This window comes from Streptomyces sp. NPDC001157 (genome assembly GCF_053598255.1).
Genome location: NZ_JBSFJW010000002.1, coordinates 210,976 through 225,402, shown reverse-complemented (window position 1 = coordinate 225,402; position 14,427 = coordinate 210,976). Strand labels below are relative to the sequence as shown.

The 14,427-nt window shown below is 72.5% G+C and carries 12 protein-coding genes and 1 riboswitch; of the genes, 7 read left to right on the top strand and 5 right to left on the bottom strand.

The window, feature by feature from the left end; all coding sequences use genetic code 11:
• Window positions 1-2: 2 nt before the first annotated feature.
• The 3 genes from hypF to ACWDAG_RS04700 form a co-directional block, all read right to left on the bottom strand.
• Window positions 3-2,291, bottom strand: a complete 2,289-nt coding sequence (hypF, locus tag ACWDAG_RS04710; protein ID WP_450694136.1) for a carbamoyltransferase HypF — start codon at window positions 2,289-2,291, stop codon at window positions 3-5.
• Window positions 2,288-2,794, bottom strand: coding sequence for a hydrogenase maturation protease (locus tag ACWDAG_RS04705; protein ID WP_450694135.1), 507 nt, complete (start codon window positions 2,792-2,794; stop codon window positions 2,288-2,290). Before ACWDAG_RS04705 ends, hypF begins: the two co-directional genes overlap by 4 nt.
• Before the next feature lie 77 nt (window positions 2,795-2,871).
• Window positions 2,872-3,702: a universal stress protein gene (locus tag ACWDAG_RS04700; RefSeq protein ID WP_450694134.1), complete on the bottom strand. Its 831-nt coding sequence runs from the start codon at window positions 3,700-3,702 to the stop codon at window positions 2,872-2,874.
• A gap of 164 nt (window positions 3,703-3,866) precedes the next feature.
• Between ACWDAG_RS04700 and ACWDAG_RS04695 the strand changes: the two genes are divergently transcribed.
• From ACWDAG_RS04695 to ACWDAG_RS04680, 4 genes are all read left to right on the top strand, one after another.
• Entirely contained in the window at window positions 3,867-4,769 is a 903-nt protein-coding gene (locus tag ACWDAG_RS04695) for a universal stress protein (RefSeq protein ID WP_450694133.1), read from the top strand.
• Between the two features lie 9 nt (window positions 4,770-4,778).
• Window positions 4,779-7,451, top strand: a complete 2,673-nt coding sequence (gene ppdK, locus ACWDAG_RS04690; RefSeq protein ID WP_450694132.1) for a pyruvate, phosphate dikinase — start codon at window positions 4,779-4,781, stop codon at window positions 7,449-7,451.
• A 260-nt stretch (window positions 7,452-7,711) separates the two neighbouring features.
• The gene (locus ACWDAG_RS04685) at window positions 7,712-9,322 is read left to right on the top strand and encodes an MFS transporter (RefSeq protein ID WP_450694131.1); all 1,611 of its coding nucleotides are present in this window, start codon (window positions 7,712-7,714) and stop codon (window positions 9,320-9,322) included.
• Between the two features lie 356 nt (window positions 9,323-9,678).
• On the top strand, window positions 9,679-10,989 hold the full coding sequence (locus ACWDAG_RS04680; protein ID WP_450694388.1) for a chloride channel protein: 1,311 nt from the start codon (window positions 9,679-9,681) through the stop codon (window positions 10,987-10,989).
• 718 nt (window positions 10,990-11,707) lie between these two features.
• On the opposite strand, the gene ACWDAG_RS04675 is transcribed toward ACWDAG_RS04680, so the two are convergent.
• The gene (locus tag ACWDAG_RS04675; protein ID WP_450694130.1) at window positions 11,708-12,073 is read right to left on the bottom strand and encodes a DUF6479 family protein; all 366 of its coding nucleotides are present in this window, start codon (window positions 12,071-12,073) and stop codon (window positions 11,708-11,710) included.
• Between the two features lie 110 nt (window positions 12,074-12,183).
• On the opposite strand from ACWDAG_RS04675, the gene ACWDAG_RS04670 reads away from it, so the two are divergent.
• Window positions 12,184-12,555, top strand: a complete 372-nt coding sequence (locus ACWDAG_RS04670; RefSeq protein WP_450694129.1) for a ferredoxin — start codon at window positions 12,184-12,186, stop codon at window positions 12,553-12,555.
• Between the two features lie 3 nt (window positions 12,556-12,558).
• Here ACWDAG_RS04670 and ACWDAG_RS04665 read toward each other — a convergent pair whose 3' ends face one another.
• On the bottom strand, window positions 12,559-13,134 hold the full coding sequence (locus ACWDAG_RS04665; protein ID WP_450694128.1) for a histidine phosphatase family protein: 576 nt from the start codon (window positions 13,132-13,134) through the stop codon (window positions 12,559-12,561).
• Between the two features lie 95 nt (window positions 13,135-13,229).
• A riboswitch (cobalamin riboswitch) is annotated at window positions 13,230-13,382 on the top strand.
• Between the two features lie 37 nt (window positions 13,383-13,419).
• Here ACWDAG_RS04665 and ACWDAG_RS04660 point away from each other — a divergent pair.
• Window positions 13,420-13,641, top strand: coding sequence for a CbtB domain-containing protein (locus ACWDAG_RS04660; protein WP_115912179.1), 222 nt, complete (start codon window positions 13,420-13,422; stop codon window positions 13,639-13,641).
• A gap of 25 nt (window positions 13,642-13,666) precedes the next feature.
• On the top strand, window positions 13,667-14,422 hold the full coding sequence (locus ACWDAG_RS04655) for a CbtA family protein (RefSeq protein WP_450694127.1): 756 nt from the start codon (window positions 13,667-13,669) through the stop codon (window positions 14,420-14,422).
• Window positions 14,423-14,427: the final 5 nt, after the last annotated feature.

Sequence of the window (14,427 nt, the reverse complement as noted above, 5' to 3'; positions counted from 1 at the left end):
GCTCACCTCTCCCCGGACAGGCGTGCCGCAGCCACCGCCGCCTGCCCGTAACTGATGCCGCCGTCCCCGACCGGAACCTGACCGCCGACCAGCACCCGCAGCCCCTGCGCGTGCAGCCGCCGCCTCACCTCCGTCAGCAGACGGCGGTTGACGAAGCAGCCACCGCCGAGACACACCGTGCGCGGCGCGCCCTCGGCCACGGCCCTCGCGACGAGTTCCGCGGTGACGATCCCGAGGGTCAGATGGAAGGCCGCGGCCAGCCGGGCCACCGGCTCGCCGCCCAGCCGCCGCTCCAGCAGATCGGTCAGCGTCGGCGCGGAGTCGTACACCCACAGGCCCTGCGCCCGTACCACCCGATGGGTCAGGGCCGCGGCGTGCTCGGCGCCCGCGGCCGCTTCGAGCAGGACGGCCGCCTCGCCCTCGTAACTCGCCCGGTCGCACAGCCCCAGCAGCGCGGCGACCGTGTCGAAGAGCCGTCCGGTGCTGGATGCGCGCGGGCAGTTCACACCTCGCGAGATCATCGTGCGCACGGCGGCGACCTCGCCGGGATCGAACCGCTCGGTGAAGAACCGGGTGAGCCAGGGATACGGGCGCGGGGAGCCCAGCGTCTCGGCGCCGAACAGATGACCCAGCGCCGTACGGGAAGGATGGCGTACCGCCGCGTCGCCGCCGGGCAGGGGCGCGGTCGCGAACCTGCCCACGCGGCGGTAGCCGCTCAGATCGGCGACGAGGATCTCGCCGCCCCACAGGGTGCCGTCGTCGCCCAGGCCCAGACCGTCGTAGGCGACACCTAGGAAGCGCCCCTGCACGCCGTGCTCGGCGGCGCACGCGGCCACATGCGCGTGATGGTGCTGCACCGCGATCCGGCGCAGCGGCTGCGCCTCGGCCCACTGCGTGGACAGATAACCGGGGTGCAGGTCGTGGGCGAGGACCGCCGGTTCGACGCCGGTGAGCCGCTTGAGGCGCGCGTACGACGTCAGGAACGCGTCGTGGGCCGCCGGGTCGGCCAGGTCTCCGGTGTGCGGGCCGAGATGGGCCCGACCGTCGGCGGCCAGGGTGAAGGTGTGCTTGAGCTGGGCACCGGCCCCGGCGACCGGCTCACGCACGGACAGCGGCAAAGGGGCGGGGGCCAGGCCGCGGGCCCGGCGGACCGTGATCCGGGTCCGTCCGGCGAACTGCACCACCGAGTCGTCGTAGCGGGAGCGGATCGGCCGGTCGTGGGTGAGGAAGCCGTCCGCGACACCGGTCAGCGTGCGCCGGGCCTCGGCGTCGTCGACCGCGATCGGCTCGTCGCTGAGGTTGCCGCTGGTGACGACGAGAGGGCGGGCCAGTTCGTCGAGGAGGAGGTGGTGCAGGCCGGTGGTGGGCAGGAACAGACCGACGCGGGTCAAGCCGGGGTGCACCTCGTGGGCCAGCGGGGCGGCGCCGTGCCACCGACGCCGGGCGAGCAGCACCACCGGGCGCTCCGGGGACGTCAGGGCCTGCTCCTCCGTGGCGCCGATCTGCGCCAGCCGGGCAGCCGTGTCGAGGTCGCGGACCATGACGGCGAACGGCTTCGCAGGACGGTGTTTGCGGCGCCGCAGCTCCGACACGGCCGCCGGATCGCCCGCGTCGCACACGAGCTGATAGCCGCCGAGGCCTTTCAGCGCGACGATCCCGCCCGCCTCGACAGCCTTCACCGCTGCTCGCAGCGCCTCTTCTCCCCGCAGGTCCTCCCAGGCCAGCCGGGGACCGCAGGCGGGGCAGGCGACGGGCTCGGCGTGGAAGCGCCGGTCGCCCGGATCGGCGTACTCGGCGGCGCACCGGGCGCACAGCGGGAAGCGGCGCATGGTGGTGCGGATCCGGTCGTAGGGCAGATCCTCGATGATCGTGGCGCGGGGGCCGCAGTCCGTGCAGTTGATGAACGGGTAGCGGTGGCGGCGGTCGCGGGGGTCGTGCAACTCGGCCAGGCAGGCTTCGCAGATCGCCGCGTCGGGCGGGATCTCGCGCGGCGCGCTGTCGTCACCGGCGGGCGCGCTGTGCCGTACCTGGAAACCCTGGGCATAAGCCTGATGGGGCGTGCCGCCGGTCAGCCGGACGCGGCGCACCCGGGCGAGGGTCGGGGCGTCGGTGCGCAGCCGGGCCGCGAACTCGTCGATGCTGCCCGGCGGCCCAACGACCTCGCCCTCCACGTGCCCGTTGACGTTGGCCACCCAGCCGTCCAGGCCGAGCGCGGAGGCCGTGCGGTACACGAACGGGCGGAAGCCGACGCCCTGGACGATCCCTTCCACGTGGAAGCGCCGCACGGTCATGCCGGCCTCCCGGCCGCGGTCTCCCGGTGCCGGGCGAGCTCGGACTCGACGGCTCGGACGAGCGGTTCCACTGCCGTCTCGACGGCGGGGGAGAGGCCGGTGCCCAGCGCGCTCTCGGCGCCCTCGACCGCGTAGACGACGAGGTGGTCGGGCAACACGCCCAGAACTCGGGCGAGTTCGACGGCTTCGCCGAGGCCGAGGCCGTGCGAGCTGGTCGTCTGCGGCTGCGCCATCAGGCCGCCCGCGAGTTCGAGGCGGTGCACGCGGCCGGGCACCCCCGGGTGCGCATGGGCGGCGTCCACGACCACCGCGAGATCCGCGCCCTCCCACAGCCCGATCAGCCGCCCGGGGTCACCGTCGCAGGTGGCGAGCACGGTGCCCGGCGGCAACGGCTGCCGAGCGGCCCGCTCCCGCAGCCGGGCGAGAACGGCCCAACCCACGCCGTCGTCGCGCCGGAACTCGTTGCCGACGCCGATGACGGCGATCCGAGTACGCGTCCTCATGGTCCTCACCCTGCGCCGACGCCGTCCGGCCCCACAGGGGCCGAACGACCCAACCTCCGGGGCCGACCCTCCCCTGATCATGCGGGGACGACGGCCACCGGGCAACGGGAGCGCTCCAGCAGCTCCCGTAGGGTGGCACCCGGGGTGGAACGCCGCCCGACCACGACCAGTTCGGCACCTTCCGAGGCGTGGACCAGGGCCTCCACCGGGGGAAACAGCATGACGTCCTCCAGGACGTCGACGTCGGGGTACTTCCTGCGCCACGGCCGCAGCACGTCGGACAGCAGTTGCACCTCGTGGTCCTCCCAGGTGGCGCGGTCCTCCTCCAGGACGGGGAACGGCGAAGCGGCGGCGGACGCGGGCAGCTTCCAGGCGTGGACCGCATGCAGCCGTGCACCGCGCAGCCGGGCCGCCTCGAAGGCGAAGTCGAGCGCATCGCCGACCGGGTCCCGGACATCGACGCCGAGGGTCACACCGGCGGACGGGCGCGGCGGACCCTGGCCGACGAGCGGGCCGGGGACCAGGACCACCGGCCCGGGGGACCTCTCCGCCAGGGCCGCAGCAGTGGTGCCCACCGTGATCCCCGCGCGGCCGCCCTCGCCGCGCAGGCCGAGCACGACCAGCTCCGCCTCCTCGCCCACGGCCCGCAGCACCGGGGCCGGCATCCCGGTGTGGCTCTCGCCGCGCACCCGCAACGCCGGGTGTCGTTCGACGAGTTCGGCCACCACGTGGTCCGCCACGGCCGCCGGACGGTACGGCCACTGCTCCACCGGGTCCAAGGGTTCCGGCGGCACCACGTGCACCACCCGCAGGGGCAGTCCGCGCAGCAGCGCCTCGCGTGTGGCCCAGTCGGCCGCGGCACGGCTGCGTGCCGACCGGTCGACACCGGCGATGATCACTCGTTGCATGGCGTGCCGCCTTCCGGACCGGGGTCCTTCCACCCTCGCCGCCCGCCCCCGGCGTGCGCAGGGGCCGAACGGACCCGCTTGGAGACCTGGCGGCCCATACCCGCCGGTAGGCCGCGGGACGAAGCTGGTGATGAGGAGCAGACCGAGCGCAGGAGGTGCGCACCATGCTTCCGCCCGTCATCGCCGGAGTCGACGGATCCGCCGAGAGTCTCGCAGCCGCAGAGTGGGCCGCCCGCGAGGCGGTACGCCGCGACCGGCCGCTACGGCTTGTGCACGCCTGGAACTGGCACCCCCGTCAGGAGGACGGCGAGATCGCCACGGCCGCCCAGCGCCACCTCGCCCAGCGGTCGCTGCGCCAGGCGGAGGACCGCATCCGGCGCACCTGCCCCGCCGTAAAGCTCGACCAGGAGCAGGTCGAGGGCCCCGCGACCGCCGCCCTGCTGAAGGCGGCCGAGCAGGCCGACCTGCTGGTGGTGGGTTCGCGCGGTCTCAGCGGCTTCACCGGGTTCCTGGTCGGTTCGGTCGCCCTGGGCGTGGTGGCGGGCGCAGCCCGGCCGGTCGTCCTCGTCCGCTCGGGTGAGAAGGCCGTCGACGAGCATCTGCTTGACGACGACGGCGCCGAGTCCACCCGCACCGGGTACCGGGACGTCGTGCTCGGCATCGACCTCGCCGACCCCTGCGACGAGGTGATCGAGTTCGCCTTCGAGGAGGCGCGGCTGCGGCGCTCGCGGCTGAAGGCCGTGCACGCCTGGCACCAGCCCTCACCGATCGGGCTCGGCTCCGGGGACATCGGCCTGGTGAACGGTCCGGACCGGGCCGAGGAGTGGCTCGGCTTCCTGACCGCCGTCCTGCAGGTGTGGCGCGAGAAGTACCCCGAGGTCCGGGTCGTCGAGACCGTGACCGAGGGCCGCGCGACCTCCGTGCTGGTCCGGGCCGCGTCCGGCGCGAGCCTGCTCGTCGTGGGCCGCCGCAGGACCGGGCGGCCCACCGTCCCCCGTACCGGCCCGGTAGCCCACGCCGCCATCCACCACGTCGGCTGCCCCGTGGCCGTCGTACCCCATGACTGAGAGGCCGCGATGACCAAGCCGACGAAGTACGTGTACGGATTCGCCGAGGGCGGCCGCGACATGGCCGCGCTGCTCGGCGGGAAGGGCGCCGGACTCGCCGAGATGACCCGGATCGGTCTGCCCGTGCCGCCCGGCTTCACCGTCACCACCGACGCCTGCAAGGTCTACCTGGCCACGGGTGAGGTGCCGCCCGAACTCGGCGTCGAGGCGGCCCAGGCCCTGGCCGGCCTGGAGCGGGCCATGGGACGGACCCTCGGCGGCGCCGACGACCCCCTGCTGGTGTCCGTGCGCTCGGGCGCCCGCTTCTCCATGCCCGGCATGATGGACACCATCCTCGACATCGGGCTCAACGACCAGTCGGTCAACGGGCTCGCCAAGGCATCCGGGCAGGAGCGCTTCGCCTGGGACTCCTACCGGCGCCTCATCCAGATGTTCGGTCACACGGTGATGGGCGTGGACGGCGACCTGTTCGAGCAGGCCATCGCCGCGCACAAGGCGGACGACCACGACCTCGACGTCGGCGAACTCGCCAGGCTCACCAAGGAGTTCAAGGCCATCATCCGCGAGGAGACCGGTGAGGACTTCCCGCAGGACCCGGCCGATCAGCTCGCTCGCGCCGTCCGTGCGGTCCTCGACTCCTGGAACACCGAACGCGCCCACGTCTACCGCCACCGCGAACACATCCCGGAGGACCTCGGCACCGCCGTCAACGTGCAGGCCATGGTCTTCGGCAACCTGGGCGACGACTCCGGCACCGGCGTCGCCTTCACCCGCGACCCCGCCACCGGAGAACGCGGCATGTACGGCGACTATCTGCCCGACGCGCAGGGCGAGGACGTCGTCGCCGGTGTGCGCGACGCACTGCCCCTGAGCGAGCTCAAGAGGCTCGACCCACGCGCCTACGTCGAGCTGGGCGACCACCTGCGCACCCTGGAGAAGCACTACCGCGACCTGTGCGACGTCGAGTTCACCGTCGAACGCGGCAAGCTGTGGATCCTGCAGACCAGGGTGGGCAAGCGCACCGCCGAGGCCGCCTTCCGCATCGCCCACGACTTGCGCGAGGAAGGGACGATCAGTGCCGACGAGGCGCTGGTCCGTGTGAACGGCGCAGAGCTGACCCGGCTGATGTTTCCCCGCTTCGACGTGAAGACCACCGACGTGCCCCTCGCCCACGGCGTGCCCGCCTCGCCGGGCGCCGCGGTGGGCGCCGTCGTCTTCGACTCCACCGAGGCGGTACGGCGGGCCGCGGCCGGCGAGCAGGTGGTCCTCGTCCGCCGCGAGACCACCCCCGACGACCTGCCCGGCATGATCGCCGCACAGGCCGTCCTGACCAGTCGGGGCGGCAAGACCAGCCACGCCGCCGTCGTCGCGCGCGGCATGGGCAAGGTGTGCGTGTGCGGCGCGGAGGAGCTGGCCGTGGACCCGCTCGCGCGGCAGTTCACCGCTCCGTCCGGAGCCGTGGTCCGTGAGGGCGACGTCGTCTCCGTCGACGGCACCGCCGGCACCGTGCACCTCGGCGCCCTGCCGCTCACCGCCTCCCACGTCGGACGCGCGCTGGAGAGCGGAACCGCCACGGACACGCTCACCGAGGCCGTGCTCGGCGCTCTCGCCCGCGCCGACTCGGCGCGCCGCCTGGAGGTGCGGGCCAACGCCGACACACCCGAGGACGCCGTCCGCGCCCGCGCGCTGGGGGCGCAGGGGATCGGTCTGTGCCGCACCGAGCACATGTTCCTCGGTGAGCGCAGGGAACTGGTCGAGGCGATGATCCTGGCCCGTGACGACGCCGCACGCGAACGGGCCCTGGACGCCCTGCTGCCGCTGCAGCGGGCCGACTTCACCGCCATCCTCGAGGCGATGGACGGGCTGCCGGTGACGATCCGGCTGATCGATCCGCCGCTGCACGAGTTCCTGCCCGACCGCACCGAACTGGCCGTCCGCCTGGCCCGCACCGAGCACCCCGACCCGCACGAGAGGGAACTGCTCGCCGCCGTGGAGCGGATGCACGAGCAGAACCCGATGCTGGGCCTGCGCGGGGTGCGTCTGGGCCTGGCCGTGCCGGGACTGATGGCCATGCAGGTGCAGGCGATCGCCGAGGCCGTGGTCGAGCGGCTGCGCGACGGCGGCACCCCGCGCGCCGAGATCATGATCCCGCTCGTCGGCACGGTCGAGGAACTGAGGCTGGCCCGCTCCGAGGCGGAACTGGTGCTCGGCGAAGTGGAGACCGAGACCGGTCTGACCCTCGACTGCCCGATCGGCACGATGATCGAGCTCCCGCGCGCCGCGCTCACCGCCGGACGCATCGCCGAGGCGGCCGACTTCTTCTCCTTCGGCACCAACGACCTCACCCAGACCACCTGGGGCCTGTCCCGCGACGACGCGGAGGCGTCCTTCTTCCCGCTCTACATCGACAAGGGCGTCTTCTCCGTGTCGCCCTTCGAGACGATCGATCAGGAGGGCGTCGGTCGGCTGGTGGAACTGGGCGTGGAGGCGGGCCGTGCCGTCAACCCCCGCCTGGAGACCGGGGTCTGCGGAGAGCACGGTGGCGACCCCGACTCCATCCACTTCTTCCACCGCGTGGGACTGGACTACGTCTCCTGCTCACCCTTCCGGATCCCCGCGGCCCGCCTCGAGGCGGGCCGGGCGTCCCTGCTGGACACCACCGGTATCAGCGACAGCCGGTGACGCATTCGCTGGGGCTCTCGTGGGCGGTGACCGACGTCGCCGCGGAACTCATGACGCATGCCGACACCGCCCACTCTCGCGCGCCGGAACCCTCCTGCTTGCATGCTGCCTGCCGGACGGCCATGCCGGATCACTCGCGTGAGGTGACCGGACGACCTCTCGGCGGGCACGGACTCAAGGCTCGGCCGATGCGCGGCCAACCGGTCGACCTCCGTGGCGGGTCAACGGCCGATCGCCACGGCCGTTGAGACGATACGCGCATGGCACCACGGGAAAGCGACCCTGAGAGTTCGGCAGCCACACGGCTCGTCCTGATGACACTCGCGTCCGGCCAGTTCCTGATGGCCCTGGACAGCTCCGTCATGAACGTCTCGATCGCTACGGTGGCCGACGACGTGGGCACGACGGTGACCGGGGTCCAGGGCGCGATCACCGCCTACACCCTTGTGATGGCGATGTTCATGATTCCCGGCGGCAAGGTCGGCACGCTGATCGGTCACAAACGCGCGTTCATGATCGGCTGTGCCGTCTACGGGTGCGGATCCCTGACCACGGCGCTGGCCCCGAACCTGCCGGTGCTCCTGGTCGGCTGGTCGCTCCTGGAGGGCCTCGGGGCGGCGCTCATCCTGCCCGCGATCGTGGCGCTCGTCGCCGCCAACTTCGCCGTCGAACGCCGACCTGCCGCCTACGGACTCGTCACGGCCGCAGGAGCCGTGGCGATCGCCCTCGGCCCGCTGGTCGGAGGTGTCGCGACCACATACTTCTCCTGGCGCTGGGTGTTCGCCGGTGAAGTCGTGATCGTGCTCGCCATCCTGGCCCTCGGCCGCCGTATCGCCGACGCACCGGTCGAAAGCCGCTCCCGCATCGATCTCGTCGGCACTGCGCTGTCCGCCGCCGGGCTCGGGGCCTTCGTCTACGGCGTACTCCGCTCGGACGAATGGGGCTGGTTCCAGCCGAAGCCCGACGCGCCCACCTGGCTCGGGATCTCACTGGTCGTCTGGCTGATGCTGGCGGGACTGCTCCTGATCTGGCTGTTCCTCCGCTGGGAGGCACGCCTCGTGGAGCGGCGCAGGGAACCACTCGTGGACCCGGCGCTCCTTCAGAACCGGCAACTCACCGGCGGGCTGACGATGTTCTTCTTCCAGTACCTCGTGCAGATGGGGGTCTTCTTTGTCGTACCCCTCTACCTGTCCGTCGCCCTCGGCCTGTCCGCGCTCAAGACCGGCGCCCGCATCCTGCCGCTCTCTCTGACGCTGCTGGCCGCCGCGATCCTCATCCCGCGTTTCCTCCCGGATGTCTCGCCGCGGCGGGTGGTGCGGCTCGGGATCCTCTCGCTGTTCGCGGGAGCAGTGGTCCTGATGGCCGCGCTCGACGCCGACGCCGGTGCGGAAGTCGTCACCGTTCCCCTCCTGCTGATCGGGCTGGGCATGGGCGCGCTGGCGTCCCAGCTCGGCTCGGTCACCGTGTCCGCGGTGCCGGACGAGCGGAGCGCGGAAGTGGGCGGCGTCCAGAACGCGGTCACCAACCTGGGCTCCTCGATCGGTACGGCACTGGCCGGATCGGTCCTGATCGCCGCGCTGACCAGTTCGTTCCTCGCCAACGTCGAGCAGAACCCCGAGATCCCGGCCCGTGTCAAGAGCGAGGCGAGCGTCGAACTCGAAAGTGGCGTGCCCTTCCTGTCGGACGCTCAGCTCAAGGCGGCTCTCGACGAGGCGGGCACGAGCACGAACGTGACCCAGGCCGCGCTCGACGCGAACGCCGACGCACGGCTGGACGGCCTGCGCGCCGCACTCGCGATCCTCGCCCTCACCTCGCTCCTCGCGATGTTCTTCACCCACCGGATCCCGACGACTCAGCCCCGCTCGACGTAGCCCCCAGCGGGCGGACGTTCACCGAGTCCGCCACCCCTGGAGTGTCTTCAGTCGACGCAGGCCAGGTGACTACGCGGCCATGGGCCGTAGACGGCGCCTGCGACTGCACGGGGCCTGACGGGCAGATGGCCCCGACGCGTCGCCATCACAACTCGACCTCGGCCGCCTCGAGCCGTTTCTGGTCCCCAGTAGCGTGGCGACGGGCAATGGACAACCGGCTGGATAAAATTGGCCCGTTATGGGTTGAATCACCTGTCGTGTCCTGACCTCGGGAGGACCCCATTACCGGGACGAGATCGGGAGCGGCCGTGTCCGCGCAGGCGAATCAGCCCCCTGAGGCCGACCAGCTGCAGAAGATGTTGCGCCGCCCCGAATACCGCAAGGCGCTGGTGTTCTGCGGGCTGATCGGCGTTCCGGTGGCGCTGCTCGCCTTCTGGTTCCTCGTCGCGCTCCACCAGTTGGAGCAGCTGATCTGGACAGACTGGCCCAAGCACCTGGGCTGGAAGCAGGCTCCCTGGTGGTGGGCGCTGCCCCTGATGGCGGTGGCCGGGTTGACCGTAGGTCTGGTGGTCGCCCGGCTTCCCGGGCGGGGCGGGCACATCCCGGCGGGCGGTCTGCATGCCGGCGGGGTCACCAAGGAAGCGCTGCCCGGTGTCCTCGTCGCCGCTCTGGTCGGTCTGCCGCTCGGGGTCGTACTGGGTCCCGAGGCGCCGCTGATCGCCCTGGGCGGCGGTCTTGCGCTGCTCTTCGCGAGCCTGGTCCGGGCGCCCCGGACCGAGGCGAGCACGGCGTTGCTCGGCGCGGCGGGGGCCGCGGCTGCCATCTCGGCGCTCTTCGGGAACCCGGTGGTGGGAGCCGTGCTCCTGATGGAGGTGGCCGGGATGGGCGGGCCGCAGCTGTTCGCGGTGATGCTGCCGGCCCTGCTGGCCAGCGGAGTCGGGGACCTGATTTTCACCGGGTTCGTGCACTGGACCGGCCTGGAGACCGGGAGCCTGGACATCGGGCTGCCGAAGCCGCCGCCGCTCGACTGGGCAGACGTCCTGTGGGTCCTGCTGATCGCGCCGGCCCTCGCCCTCCTCATCCACTGGGTCTTCGTGGGCGGCAGGTTCGTGGCCGGCTTCGTGACGACCCGGACGGTACGGAACACCATTCTGTGCGCGCTGGGGGCGGCGGGCTCCATCACCCTCTACGCGGTCGCCACCGGCCATTCGCCGGCCGATGCCGCCATGTCGGGGGAGGACGCCCTGGCCGGCCTGGCGCAGCACCCGCACGCCTGGTCGGTGGGTGCCCTCGTCGCGGTGCTGGTGTTCAAGGCCCTCGCGTACACCTTCTGTCTGGGCAGCCTGCGCGGTGGCCCCGTCTTCCCCGCCCTGTTCCTGGGCGGGGCGGCCGGTGTCCTGCTGGCGCCGCTGCCCGGTCTGGGGCTGGTGCCGGCGATGGCGGTCGGGATGGCGGCGTCGGTGACCGCGGCCCTGCGGGTGCCCGTGAGCAGCGTGGTCCTGGTCGTGCTCCTGCTGGGCAACGTGGACACGGTGGCGCTGGTGGTGCTGGCCGCAGTGGTGTCCTTCGTCGTGGTTCAGCTGCTTCCGCAGGGGCCGAGCATCCCCGCGTTCGGCGAGCCGCCGGCCGGTCGAGCGCCTCGTCCAGGCGCGTCGCAGCCATCATGAGCGAAACTGGGTGAAGGTTTGCGGGAAATGGCCCGGAGCCCGGTCGGCCCGCGCGACGGCGTCGACGCGAACGAGCGTGCAGAGGCTGAACGCACCGTCCGAGCCCCGCAGCCCGTCGGTAGAGGCCGCCGGGTCGCAGCGGTGAGCGAGGGCCGCCACCTTCCGAGGTGAGGCGCACAGCACCCGCGGCGGAAGGTGCCGCCGTCGTACACGGGAAGCCGCGTGTCGAGCACGTCGTGGGCACCTTCCGCCGCGGGTCGGCTCCCGGTCGCTCCTCTCGTGCGCAGCACGTTGCACGGGTGCCCCGCGCCCAGGTCGGAGACAGCTACCGCTGATCGTCCCTCGGCCTGCCCCTCTGGTTGGGGGGTGCCGTGCGGTGGTCGGCCGAAGGGGTTGCGCGGAGGTCGCGGGTGACACCGGGGAGCCGGTGTGGCGGCCGTGCTGCTCGGGACGCAGCGAGCTCGGGGCGCCCCGACGTCGGCTCGCGCTCGTCTGCACATGCTCCAGGCCGACCAACAGCAGCGCGGTGATCGGGAGCGGGTCGCCGTACGAGTGCTGGTATAAGAGAGGCGCCCTGGACCTCCTTGGCGGTCAGGAACCATGCGCGGCTCTCAAGCCCGCCGGTCGGCAGGTGGGCGTAGTCGGGCAGCGGCAGTGCGGGGGCGGGTCGGTCTTGACTCTCGCGTCCTCCCGGCGTCGCCCGCGGAGGTGTTCGGCGTCAGCGGCTTCCCGGCCCGCCACTGCCGAACGCCCCGCTGCTGCCCCCGCTCCAGCGCTTTCGCTGCTGCGACGCACTGGTCCTGCTTGGCGAGTTGCCGTGTCCGGGCAGCTCGTGCGGGGTCAGCCGGTGCTCGCTGCGGGGTATCTCGGCGGGCTCACGGTTCTCCCGTACCTCGCGGACCGGGCCGTCGTCCGGCAGTTGCGGCTGATCCTCCGGCCGAGGCGGAGCGGGTTCGCGGCGACGGATGCGGGCGCCCAGCAAGAAGGCACCGATCAGCAGGGCCACGACCGCCACCCCCACGACGACCAGGCCGATCCCGAGTGCGCCGCGGCCTGCGGCGATGTCCATCCAAGAGGTGCTCATGGGCTCGCGGGTACCCATGGGACCCGGCGCGAACCTGCTCGCTGCGTCCCCTGTCGGCCAGACTGCGGGCGGCGGTGTTTGAGGCCATCGACGACGGCAACCCGCCAGGTGTGACTTCGACGACCCAGCAGGAGCTCTTCCGGTTCCTGGAGGACCGCTTCGCCTGCGCGCAGGCGTGCACCGAGTGCGCACGCGCGTGTGCGCTGCGCGCCAGCCTCGTGGATCCGGACGGCACGCAGGAGCAGGAACTCGTACGACGCAAGGGCATCATGTGCGCGGAGGTGTGCGACGCGACGTGCCGTGTGCTGTCCGAGCAGAACCGCCTGGACGAGGCCGCCATCCGCATCCAGGTGGAGTGGTGCCGCACGGTGTGCCTTGAGTGCGCACATGCCTTCGACCGGCTGCCGGGCGCCGAGGACGGCGCGAAGGCGGGCCGGGACTGCGCACAGGCGTGCACGGACTTCCTCGCCACGCTGAACTGAGGCTCACAGCGGCGCGCGGAGCGGCTGCCCGAGCCGCACGTTCCACCGCCCCGACCTGCCGCTGAGCTCGACGGAGGTCAGCGGCGGGACATCCGTACGCCAGAATGCCGACTCCGGCGCCCCGAGCGCCCGGACCACCGCGGCCCGTACGGCCTCGGGCTCGACCACGGCGACGGTCCGGCCAGGCGTCTGCGCGACCGTCTCCAGCCAGCCCGCCACCCGGCCGCACAGCGCCGCCACCGACTCCCCGCCGTGCGGCGCGGCCCCGGGGTCCGACAGCCAGCGGGCCAGCGCCTCCGGCTCGCTCTCACTCACCTCCGCGAGCGTCGCACCGCGCCAGCGGCCCGCATCCAGCGCTGCCAACTCCGGGGCCTCCACGGCGTCGAGACCGAGAGCCTCGGCCGTCTCGCGGCAGCGCACGGTGGGGGAGACCCAGACCCGTTCCGCCGCCGGGAGTGCGCCGGCGGCCGCCCGTGCCTGCCGCAACCCGGAGGCGTCGAGCGGGCAGCCGTCGTCGAAGCGGGCCTCCCGGAGGGCCGCGGTGATCGCAGGTGAGATCAAGATCACTCGGCTCGTCATATGTCCGTCCCCGCCCTCGACATTCCCTCAAATCCCTTGATCCGACGGCTGAAACGGCTCACCAGGGGCGCTCGCCGCCGTCCCGTGCGCCCTTGGCCCCACCTCTGCTTCGCGGTACCGTCTCGTGGATATTGACGACGGCACAGCGGAAGCCGGTGGAAGTCCGGCACGGTCGCGCCACTGTAAGTCCGGTGCGCACCCTGGGTGCGCACCGGGTGAGTCAGACCCGCCCCGTCGTCGCGTGCACCACCGAGACGGGACGCGAGTTCCCCAGGAGGGCCTGCCATGGCGCAGTCTGTCGCTCAGCCGACCACCACCCCCACCGCCGTACCGGCAAAGCTGCCGATCGGCGCGATCGTCCCCTGGGCGGTCTTCTTCGGCATCCTGATGCTGGTCCTGCTCTACTTCGTCGGCGCCGAGCAGGGCGCCACTTCCGTGATGAACGGATCCGACGTGCACGAGTGGGTGCACGACGCCCGCCACCTGCTCGGCTTCCCCTGCCACTGAGGGCGGCGAGAAAGCACAGCCGCCCATGAACTCGGCAACCGTCCGCAACCTCCTGGTGCGTGGCATGCTCGCGGGACTCGCCGCGGGCCTGCTCGCCCTGGTCGTCGCCTACTTCCTCGGTGAACCGCGCGTGGATGCGGCCATCGCCTACGAGGAGGCGCACTCGCACGAGCACGGCATGGAAGTCGTCAGCCGCACGATGCAGTCCACCGCGGGCCTGTCCACCGGTGTCCTGGTCTACGGCGTCGCGTTCGGCGGCATCGCCGCCCTCGCGTACTGCTTCGCGCTCGGCCGCATCGGCCGCTTCGGGCCGCGCGCGAGTGCGCTGCTCCTCGCGGCCGCGGGTCTGATCGCCGTGTACGTCGTGCCGTTCCTGAAGTACCCGGCCAACCCGCCGTCCGTCGGCGACCCCGGCACCATCGGCAAGCGCACCACGCTGTACTTCCTGATGATGGTGCTCAGCGTGCTGCTGGCCGTCGCCACCGTCATGCTGGGCAAGCGCCTCGCGCCACGCCTGGGCAACTGGAACGCGACGCTCGCCGCGGGCGCGTTCTTCCTCCTCACCGTCGGGCTCGCGTACGCGTTCCTGCCGGCCGTCAACGAGGTCCCCAAGACCTTCTCCGCCACCCTGCTCTGGCAGTTCCGCCTGGCGGCCCTGGCGATCCAGCTGACCCTGTGGACCTCCTTCGGGCTGGTCTTCGGGGTGCTGGCGGAACGGGTGCTCGTCCCGAAACAGGTCCGGGCACCCGGCGCCGCACGGCCGACTCCCGTCGCCCACTGACCGGT

Coding starts and splice junctions, on each gene's coding strand:
- ACWDAG_RS04665 (WP_450694128.1), bottom strand. CDS start 13,134: ATGACGAGCCGAGTGATCTTGATCTCACCTGCGATCACCGCGGCCCTC.
- ACWDAG_RS04700 (WP_450694134.1), bottom strand. CDS start 3,702: ATGCAACGAGTGATCATCGCCGGTGTCGACCGGTCGGCACGCAGCCGT.
- hypF (WP_450694136.1), bottom strand. CDS start 2,291: ATGACCGTGCGGCGCTTCCACGTGGAAGGGATCGTCCAGGGCGTCGGC.
- ACWDAG_RS04675 (WP_450694130.1), bottom strand. CDS start 12,073: ATGAGCACCTCTTGGATGGACATCGCCGCAGGCCGCGGCGCACTCGGG.
- ACWDAG_RS04695 (WP_450694133.1), top strand. CDS start 3,867: ATGCTTCCGCCCGTCATCGCCGGAGTCGACGGATCCGCCGAGAGTCTC.
- ACWDAG_RS04705 (WP_450694135.1), bottom strand. CDS start 2,794: ATGAGGACGCGTACTCGGATCGCCGTCATCGGCGTCGGCAACGAGTTC.
- ACWDAG_RS04680 (WP_450694388.1), top strand. CDS start 9,679: ATGTTGCGCCGCCCCGAATACCGCAAGGCGCTGGTGTTCTGCGGGCTG.
- ACWDAG_RS04660 (WP_115912179.1), top strand. CDS start 13,420: ATGGCGCAGTCTGTCGCTCAGCCGACCACCACCCCCACCGCCGTACCG.
- ACWDAG_RS04655 (WP_450694127.1), top strand. CDS start 13,667: ATGAACTCGGCAACCGTCCGCAACCTCCTGGTGCGTGGCATGCTCGCG.
- ppdK (WP_450694132.1), top strand. CDS start 4,779: ATGACCAAGCCGACGAAGTACGTGTACGGATTCGCCGAGGGCGGCCGC.
- ACWDAG_RS04685 (WP_450694131.1), top strand. CDS start 7,712: ATGGCACCACGGGAAAGCGACCCTGAGAGTTCGGCAGCCACACGGCTC.